This window comes from Porticoccus sp., assembly GCF_041592135.1.
GTDB lineage: Bacteria > Pseudomonadota > Gammaproteobacteria > Pseudomonadales > Porticoccaceae > Porticoccus.
Genome location: NZ_JBFHQR010000106.1, coordinates 1 through 8,591 on the forward strand (window position 1 = coordinate 1; position 8,591 = coordinate 8,591).

Consider the following 8,591-nt stretch of genomic DNA (forward strand, 5'->3'; position numbering starts at 1 on the left):
ACCACCATCGCGCTTTGGTTGTAATCGTAGGGCTTGAATTTTGGCATCGGCATCGCTCCTTAATGCCTTCGCCAATGTTATCAAAACATCATCCAAAAAGGGGTTTTTCTACAGCCTCAACGCCGCAAGCAGCGGCAAATTGCGAGCGCAGCGAGTAATTTGTCCGACAGCCTACACTTGTTATGTGCCACGAGGCGCGAACATGATAATTGCCATGCCCAAAAGTGCTACACCAGAGCCCACAAGGTCCCATGTGGTTGGACGAATGCCATCGACAGCCCACAACCACAAAATAGCCATAAAAATATACACTCCACCATAGGCCGCATAAACTCTACCTGCCGCTGTTGGATGCAAAGACAGCAACCAAGCAAATGCAGCAAGACTAAGAGCAGCAGGCACCAGCAACCAAACCGATTTCCCCTCGCGTAGCCAAAGATATGGTAGGTAACAACCAATAATTTCTGCCAAAGCAGTAATTAAAAAGAGGCCTACTGTTTTCACTTCGAGCAAAAGCCGATTCCTCTCATTGGTTGCACATAACAGCTAATTATAAAGACTCGGGCACTCTATCACTCTATCACTCTATCACTCTATCACTCTGGCACCCTATCTCAGGGTAGCCATGCGATGAAATGCATTTACTTCCATTTAAAACAATAGGTTGGCGGTATATAGGGAGGGTGCCATTCGGCATAAAGCGCACTCCTTTAACCTTGTTGATGGATTCCCTTGTTCGCCTATCATATTCCACCATTGTTAAGAATCAATGGGTTAGCTTTCTTCTTCCCCTGTTATAGGGGCTCATTCCGCTGAACACGGCAGTGACTTTCCTCTGATCGGCGCGTAAAGGGGATGCCAAACATAATCGCCGCCGCCGTTAATGGGACCGCTTGAATACGTTAAGCGCGGCGAACTGCCGACCAAACCGCCAGGCGTGGTGACGGGGGAAACATTGTCGCACGTGGGCCCGGCGGGCTATTCCTGACGCGGGGTTTCAGCTCGCTGCAGGTAGGGCTCGAGAATCGGCGCCATGCCCTTCAGAACCTGGGCCGGCAGGGCGGAGGTGAATTTGAATTCCTTCGCGTCGCTGCCGGGCACAAACGCGGTCAGGGTGCCGAAATGGTCGTCGCCGAGGTAGAACACCAGGGTGGCGGTGCGGCTGAGGGCGCGGGATTTAACCTTCTGGCCGCCGGTCATGGTCACCAGTCGATTATCGCCGGTGCCGGTCTTGCCTCCCACCTCCAGGGCCGAACCATCGGCGTGATGGAACACCCCCTGCAGGCGCCGGGCGGTGCCCTGTTTGACCACGTCCGCCAGCGCCAGCTTGAGCGCCTGTGCCACCTCCGGGTGCATCACCTGTTCGGCTTTCTGCGGCGCCAGTACCAGGCTGACCTCGTAGGGGGTATCGGTCGCAAACGCCAGTCGGTTGATGCGGTGAACCGGCTGGCGCCGACCGTCGTTAAGGATGACCCCCATCAGTTCTGCCAACGCGGCGGGACGGTCGCCAGAACTGCCCAGGGCACTGGCCAGCGACGGCACCAGGTAGTTGAAGGGGTAGCCCAGTTGTTTCCAGCGCCGCTGCAGCTCAGAGAAAGCTTCCAGTTCCAGCATGGTGCGGACACGGCTGTCCCGGGCGTTTTTGGCCTTGGTGCGCAACAGCCAGTTGTAGACCTGCCGACGCTGTTCCCTGCTCGCTTCCAGCGCGCTGTTGAGGCTGGCGTTATCGTTGCGCTCCAGATAGCCCAGCAACCAGAGTTCCAGCGGGTGGAGCCGGGCCAGGTAGCCCTGGTCCTGCAGGCTGAAGGCGTCCGGGGCATATTGTTTGAACAGAGAATGGACGGTCTTCGCCGACACCGTCTGCTGTGGCATCCGCTCTTTCAAAAACGCGGCAAGCTCGGCTTCATCCGCCTCGGGGAACAGGTAGCGATACACCACCGCCAGCCGTACCGGGGTGGGTTTGAGGCCGCTCAGCAGAGTATCCAGGCGCTTCGCCGTGGTCTTGTTCTGGTATTTCACCCAAAACCGCTGCAGGAATACGGCGCCTTCGCGGTCGATAAAGCGGGCCAGCACCTCCCGGCGGCGATCGTCGCTGTCATCCTTCAGGACCCGGTCCACATCACTCCATTGCAGGTAGCTGATGTAGCTGATGACATCCCGCAGGATGCGCACAAACGGCAGGTTGATGGATTGCTGCAGGGCTTCGCGGACGCTGGGAACACGGCCGTTGTCCTCGGGCTTGAAGTTGCCAAACGTGTGACGGCCGCCACCGGTGAAGAACCCTTCCGCCGGGCTGGCGGAATAGCGGCGGTCGAGGGCGCGCTGCAACAGGTCTGTCAGGCTCAGGTCGGGGGTTGCGATCAGCTGTTCCAGCACCCAGCGTGACAGCGGGTCCCGCGCCGGGTCACGCAATGGTGCCAGGTCGTCCGTCGGCATGGCGGCGAAGCGTTGGTGCAGTTCCGCCATGATGCCCAGGTAGCTGGCCAGCACCCGCAGCTTGGCGGTGGAGCCCAGTTCCAGCTTGCTGCCCTCGTTGATATCGAAGGGGATATCGGTGTTGTCGGTCTGTACCCGCACCTGGTTGCCACCCGCAGTGCGTTCGAACAGGGTGAAGCTGTAGTGCAGGCTCGCACTCTGGCCCGGTCGCAGCAGGTATTCGCCCACCAGGCCGTTCTGTTGGGCCACCGCTTCGTCCCGCAGGCTGCGCAAGTGGGCAGTCACCTGTTCCTGCAGCGCCTTGTCCAGAGAGGTATGGGCGACAAGGTCGAGTCGGTCCAGGTCGTAGAGAGGAGCTTTCAGCAGGGATACCAGGCGGTTGCGAACGACGTTCGCCCCCTTGTTGGTTGTATTCACCTGCACCGCCGGGGATTGGTGGAAATCGCGGAACGACAGCTGCTGGGCCAATGCGGCCTCCATCAGGTCGTGCCCGATGGCGCCGTTGCGCCCCAGCAGGCGCAGGTAGGAATCGGTCAGCCGTGCCAGAACTTCGCGGTTCTGGAGCAAATAATGGGATGGCCTCCGGTGAGCAATCATCAGGGCCGTCACCTGCCGCAGGGCCAGGCCCTGCCCATCGAGCAGTTCCCCCGCGGGTTGAACCTGCGACAGCAATTCATTGACCCGGTCGAAATCGGCGCCAAACCACACATAAAGCCCGTCGCCGATGCCGTTTACCTCGCCGTAGCCCGGCGCGGCCGCCAAAGGCACGGTGTTGAGGTATTCCACCAGCAGGGCGCGCCGCGCCGGCAGGGTGTCGGCACCTTGCTGGTAAATCCGTACGCTGGCGGAGGCTATCTGGCGCAGCTTTTCCTCGATCGATGAGGTCACGCCATCCTCGGAATGACGGTATTTCTCGATCTGGGTCGCGAGGGTACTGCCGCCCATGGCCGGCGTATCCAGGTTGATGGCGTCGCCCACCTTGAACAACGCCGCCTTCACAAAGCGGCTCCAGTCCACAGCCGGGTTGGCGTGAATATTCCGCTCATCCAGCAGGTCGCGGTTTTCAATGAACAGCAGTGCGCTCACCACCGGGTCGGGAATCTGCTCGAAGCCCCCGTAGCCCCGACGGGGATAGCGAAAGCGGAACAGGGGCTGTTGCTCGCTGTCGAGAATGGTCAACCCGGCCTGGGACTTTTCCCGGTAGGGAGGATAGAAGCCCGCATCCACGTAGCGCAGCAATTCCGGTGAGAATGCCGCCTGCTGCGCCACCTGCATACCATAGACCTGGAGCCTGGGGAGTAGCATCGGCAGCCGCACATAGCCCAGGCGCTCGTCGAACGGACCCTGGCGCGGATAGCGCACCGCGTTAGTTATACCGGGCTGCGGTTGGTAGCTGAGGCGCCGCCCATAGTCCGACAATAACCGCGATTGCAGGGTAGATGTTTCGGCTTCGAACCAGGCCCCCAACAGCAGCGCCAGTGGCACCAGAAGCAGGATGACCTTTAGCAGGCTGGGCCGATACCACGCGCCCTTAGGACGTGCATCGCGGGGGGCCGTGAGGGAATTTTCGGGTTTGCCTGCCTGCCTGTCGGGATGATGGTAACGGTTGGTCGGCACTTTCAGTGCCCCCTTCTTCCGCAGCGAAGCGCGGTCGTCAGTGCATAAATGGACTGCACTTTTTCACAACGAAGGCTATGATGATGGGGATAGGTAGTCTGGATGTGTTGACCGGAACCAATCATAGGGAAATTTTTAGCGAACAGCGCCGCTGCCTGCTCTGAAGAGAGAAAATTATACTAGAATCTCTCTTGTGAAAGTAGCCAATTACGGCGCGTGCGGCAATCGGCCATTAGAGAATCTTGTGTGACATTTCGTTTCCCGGCTATGCTTTTTGCCTTGTTTCTGACGCTGACCGCCCAGGCGCAAGCCCCTGCGACATTTGCACCAACGGCCCAAAGTGCCGCACAGCGTGCGGTTGCCCCGGTACTCCCCATGGGCGATGGTGAATACCATGTTATCCGTGGTGATACGCTCTGGAGTATCGCCCAGAGAGTCCGCCCAGCTGGTGCCAGCATGGCTCAGACCATATTCGCCATCAAACAGGCCAATCCCGGCGCATTCCTCCACAACAAAACTGATTTGCTAAAAAAGGGCGCTGTTCTCAGGCTTCCAGCGAGCAGTGAAATCAACACCCGCTCCAACTCGGGCGCCAGCATTAGCTCCAAGGCCACAGGACAAGGGCATCTCAAGCTGGCCACTCGGGACTCCGCCCGGCTGGAACTGGCGTCGGTGAAGGCCCTGGTCACCGACACCCTCACCGATGAAGTCCTGTATTCGCACAATGCTGATGCGGTGGTAGCCATCGCCTCGATCAGCAAGCTGATGACGGCCATGGTGGTGCTGGATGCGAATCAGCCGCTGGATGAAAAGATTTCGGTGCAGATAGACCAGACCCGGGAATTGAAAAACGTATTTTCGCGCCTGCGTATCGGCAGCGTCGTTTCCCGGCGGGATATGCTGCTAATGACGTTGATGTCATCGGAAAACCGGGCTGCCGCCTCCCTCGCCCATCACTATGCCGGTGGCTATGACGCCTTTATCGCCGCCATGAACGCCAAGGCCAGGGCACTGGGTATGGCGCACAGCCATTTTGTTGAACCCACGGGGCTGTCAGAACAGAATGTTTCCAGCGCCCGGGATTTAACCCTGATGGTGCAAGCCGCAGCGCGGTACGCGCTGATCAAGGAATTGAGCACGACCCCCAAAAAGGACATGCACTTCTCCAAGCCGCGCTATACCCTGGCGTTCTACAACACCAACCCCCTGTTGCAGAATCACACCTGGAATATCCAACTCACCAAGACCGGCTTCAACAATGAAGCCGGCCGCTGCCTGGTCATGCTCACCAACATCAACAACCGTCCTCTGGTCGTGGTGCTGCTGGATTCCTTCGGCAAGCGCTCCCACGTTGGCGACGCCATCCGCATCAGGCAATGGCTGGAAACCGGCAATGGCACCCGGGTTCCTCCCGCCGCCAAGGCCTATCGCCAGCGCAAGGTCAGTGAGCTCGGTGGGTAATCCCCCCTGTAAATCGAATAGGTAGGGTGCCGATAACCTGTCACGGTGGGGCCGTGATTGACGAGGGCGATGGGGTGCGGGTATTTGATTAAAAAATAATCGTTGCGACCCCGTTGGTCTGCCTTTGGTATTCCTTTGTTCCTGGCTTCGTTCGGCAACATGAAACGGGTATCCATTTTATCGGAGGATCATTCTGATAATTCGTTTAAATCAAGTTGATCAGTAACAGGGTTTGCAACTCCTAAATCCTGCATCCATACTCAAAAAGCATTTAAGTCTGACTTCAGTAAGGAGAGCTTCATGAAATTTCTAGTAAAGGTATTACCGATTCTGATGGTGGTGGCGGTCACTGGTTGTGCAAGCAATTCATCGGTAGATGAGGTCAGGGCAATGGCCGAGGAAGCTCAGCGTTCTGCTGCCGAAGCGAATAAAGCTGCCGCCAATGCCCAGCGTACAGCCGATGCTGCAATGAAAGCTGCTGCCAATGCCCAAAGTACCGCTGATGCCGCACAAACATCAGCATACGAAGCCAACGAGAAAATTGACCGGGCCTTCAAAAAGGCAATGGAAAAGTAGTGTACTTGCTCAGTCATATCCGGTCAGTTTGAGCGGTCTGACCGGATGTGATTTCTGTAATACTCAAAATCCGACAGTGAGTGCGGCTCTATCCCCACCAGCACGGGCATGCCCGTAGCATTTTTTATTGCGCGATCGACCCTGTTCCAGTCAATCAGTACCTCGGGCTGTTCCTCCAGTATTGGCGTCAGCTTGTCGACAATCCCCGTGCGGTTTTCCGCCTGTACCACGCCATCAAGTTCCAGCGGGTGGTGTACCTCCAGATAAAGCTTCTCGTCTTTCCAGCCGACTTTGTGGGGCTGGTTGACGATGGTGACAGGCGTGTTAATCGGCACGAGGTTATAGAGTTCTTCAATATGCTCGGGGTACATGCGAATACAGCCGTGGGTGACTTGCATGCCGATGCCAAAGCGTTTGTTGGTGCCGTGGATAAAATAACTGGGAATCGCCAATGCCAGTAAATAGTCGCCCAGGGGGTTGTCTGGGCCGGCGGGCACGACTTTAGGCAGCACATCACCCCGGGCGGCGTGTTCCGCCCGAATGCTTTCGGGGGGGTACCAGGGCGGGTGTTCAACTCGCAGGGTCACGCGGGTTTCAGTCAGCGGTGTCGCCCAGTCCCTGCGGCCGACGCTGATGGGGTAAACCGTCACCGTGTTGTTGTTCTGTTCATCCTTGCGGTAAAAGAAAAGGCGCATTTCCGCCGTATTGATGACAATCCCTTTTCGTGGCGCATTCGGCAAAATAACACTGAATGGCAATAACACCTTGCTCCCGTCGTCGGGCAGCCAGGCATCGACATCGGGATTTGCCGAGCGGATCATGTTATATCCCAACTGGTATCTTACCGCGACATCAATCAGCGTCTCTTTTCTTGATATGTAGGCGCTGCTGTTGCTGCCAACCAGATCCGTGTTTGCCTCTGGTGGCAGGATATGCCGATTCTGGGCCAGGCAGGGCAGGCAACAAAGAGCCAATAACAGGAGGCCGAAGGCGCTAGCGCTTTTCATGGTTTTCTGTATGGGCCGCCAGGCTGCCATTAGGGAAGAATATCAATAGGTGTCCCCGGCTTAATGGCCGACCAGATTTCATCCATGTCCTCATTGGTCAGGGCAATACAGCCATCGGTCCAGTTAAATTTCTGAATCAGCTCGTGAGGTATCGTCGTGTTATTGGGCATACCGTGAATCATGATCGAACCTCCGGGGGCGGCCCCAATCGCTAAAGCCCGCTTGATATCCTGTTCATTAGGATAGGAAATGTGGATGGCCTTGTAAAAACCACTTTTTTCAGTCTTGAAATCCAGAATATAACGTCCCTCTGGCGTCCGCTCATCGCCGGCATACAATTTGTGCCCACGCGGCCTGGGGCCCAAAGCGATGGAATACTCGCGGTACTTTACCCCATCCCGAAGCAAATAGAGCCTCCGCTCTGACTTATCGACCAGCACGCTGTCCGCAAGAAACGGCTCGCCAGACATTGCCAGCTGACAGATCAGCAAGCCAACGATTAATAAAACTCTGTACATGATGGGTTAACTCGCTCCGGGGCATTGCCCTGCTGTGTAAGTTGACCACCAGTGTGAGCTTAATTCAAAACAGTGCAGGCTCTACTATTTTATTCGGGGGAGGGTGATAAGGAGATGGGTTTGCAGGCCCAATAAAGCACATAAAAAAACCGGCGCTCCAGCGGATGTCTATTTTTGGTGTTGAGAGAGATGATGCAGTCCCAGGACCTTCGCTGAAGCTTGAATAGTTGGAGTGCCTGACGCCGAATCCTTAGCCCTTCGGCCAGCAATGCCTTGTAATAGAGATAGTCATCGTACAAAAGAAGCAGGAAGCAGGCGGCACGGTGATTATCCCGCTGAATGATATGGTCTGGAACTCCGGAAAGATACATCCTCGTTTTTCTCGGCATTGCAAATCCCTGTTGCTGTTTACCGGGTGTGGCAGGTTGCGGAGAAAACGAGAGGGGGGTGAATGATTAAAAAATCGTTACGACCCGTTGATACCCGGAACCATCATCGGCCATATTTTCATGTCAAAGGTTTATGTCATAAAGAATTCATACAAACAGTAACGCTGCCAGACCGGGGGAGGGCAGCGTAATGAGTCCAGTACAACGTGAAGAGCGGTCAACGTTTGCCGGAATTTTTGGAGGGGGTTAACAGACCCTAAAACCCCGCAAGCTGTGCCAACTTGAACAGGCTCAAACCCAACACCACTATCACGACCAACACCCCAAAAATATTTGCCCACAGGTGGTTTCGGTATTCACCCAGCAAATCCGAGCGGTTCATCACAATCAGCAAGAACACCGCTACGATAGGGAGTAAAAATCCATTGGTCGCCTGGGCAAACAGAATCGCGGCAATAGGGCGAGTACCCACTGTAGCTGCGAATGCTCCCAGGACTAAAACTGCGGCCCAGACCGCCTTAAACCGAATGTCCGTCATTGACATGGGCCAGCCCAAGGCGCCGCTGACGGCATATGCGGCGGCCAGG

7 protein-coding genes are annotated in these 8,591 nt (G+C 56.5%); 2 read left to right on the forward strand and 5 right to left on the reverse strand.

The genetic code is table 11. From position 1 onward, the window contains the following. Window positions 1–180: 180 nt before the first annotated feature. Entirely contained in the window at window positions 181–513 is a 333-nt protein-coding gene (locus ABY948_RS09470; protein WP_461482287.1) for a YnfA family protein, read from the reverse strand. A 465-nt stretch (window positions 514–978) separates the two neighbouring features. After that, entirely contained in the window at window positions 979–4,053 is a 3,075-nt protein-coding gene (locus ABY948_RS09475; protein WP_461482288.1) for a transglycosylase domain-containing protein, read from the reverse strand. 375 nt (window positions 4,054–4,428) lie between these two features. Between ABY948_RS09475 and pbpG the strand changes: the two genes are divergently transcribed. Together pbpG and ABY948_RS09485 are read left to right on the forward strand one after the other, a co-directional pair. After that, window positions 4,429–5,514: a D-alanyl-D-alanine endopeptidase gene (pbpG, locus tag ABY948_RS09480; protein WP_461482289.1), complete on the forward strand. Its 1,086-nt coding sequence runs from the start codon at window positions 4,429–4,431 to the stop codon at window positions 5,512–5,514. Window positions 5,515–5,814: 300 nt separating this feature from the next. Next, the gene (locus ABY948_RS09485) at window positions 5,815–6,090 is read left to right on the forward strand and encodes an Lpp/OprI family alanine-zipper lipoprotein (protein WP_461482290.1); all 276 of its coding nucleotides are present in this window, start codon (window positions 5,815–5,817) and stop codon (window positions 6,088–6,090) included. A 23-nt stretch (window positions 6,091–6,113) separates the two neighbouring features. On the opposite strand, the gene ABY948_RS09490 is transcribed toward ABY948_RS09485, so the two are convergent. From ABY948_RS09490 to ABY948_RS09500, 3 genes are all read right to left on the reverse strand, one after another. After that, complete coding sequence (locus ABY948_RS09490; RefSeq protein ID WP_461482291.1) at window positions 6,114–7,097, reverse strand: L,D-transpeptidase family protein; 984 nt, start codon at window positions 7,095–7,097, stop codon at window positions 6,114–6,116. 29 nt (window positions 7,098–7,126) lie between these two features. After that, the gene (locus ABY948_RS09495) at window positions 7,127–7,615 is read right to left on the reverse strand and encodes a L,D-transpeptidase family protein (RefSeq protein WP_461482292.1); all 489 of its coding nucleotides are present in this window, start codon (window positions 7,613–7,615) and stop codon (window positions 7,127–7,129) included. Window positions 7,616–8,260: 645 nt separating this feature from the next. Further along, window positions 8,261–8,591, reverse strand: a 331-nt coding sequence (locus ABY948_RS09500; protein WP_461482293.1) for a divalent metal cation transporter, incomplete at its 5' end; no start/stop codon positions are given.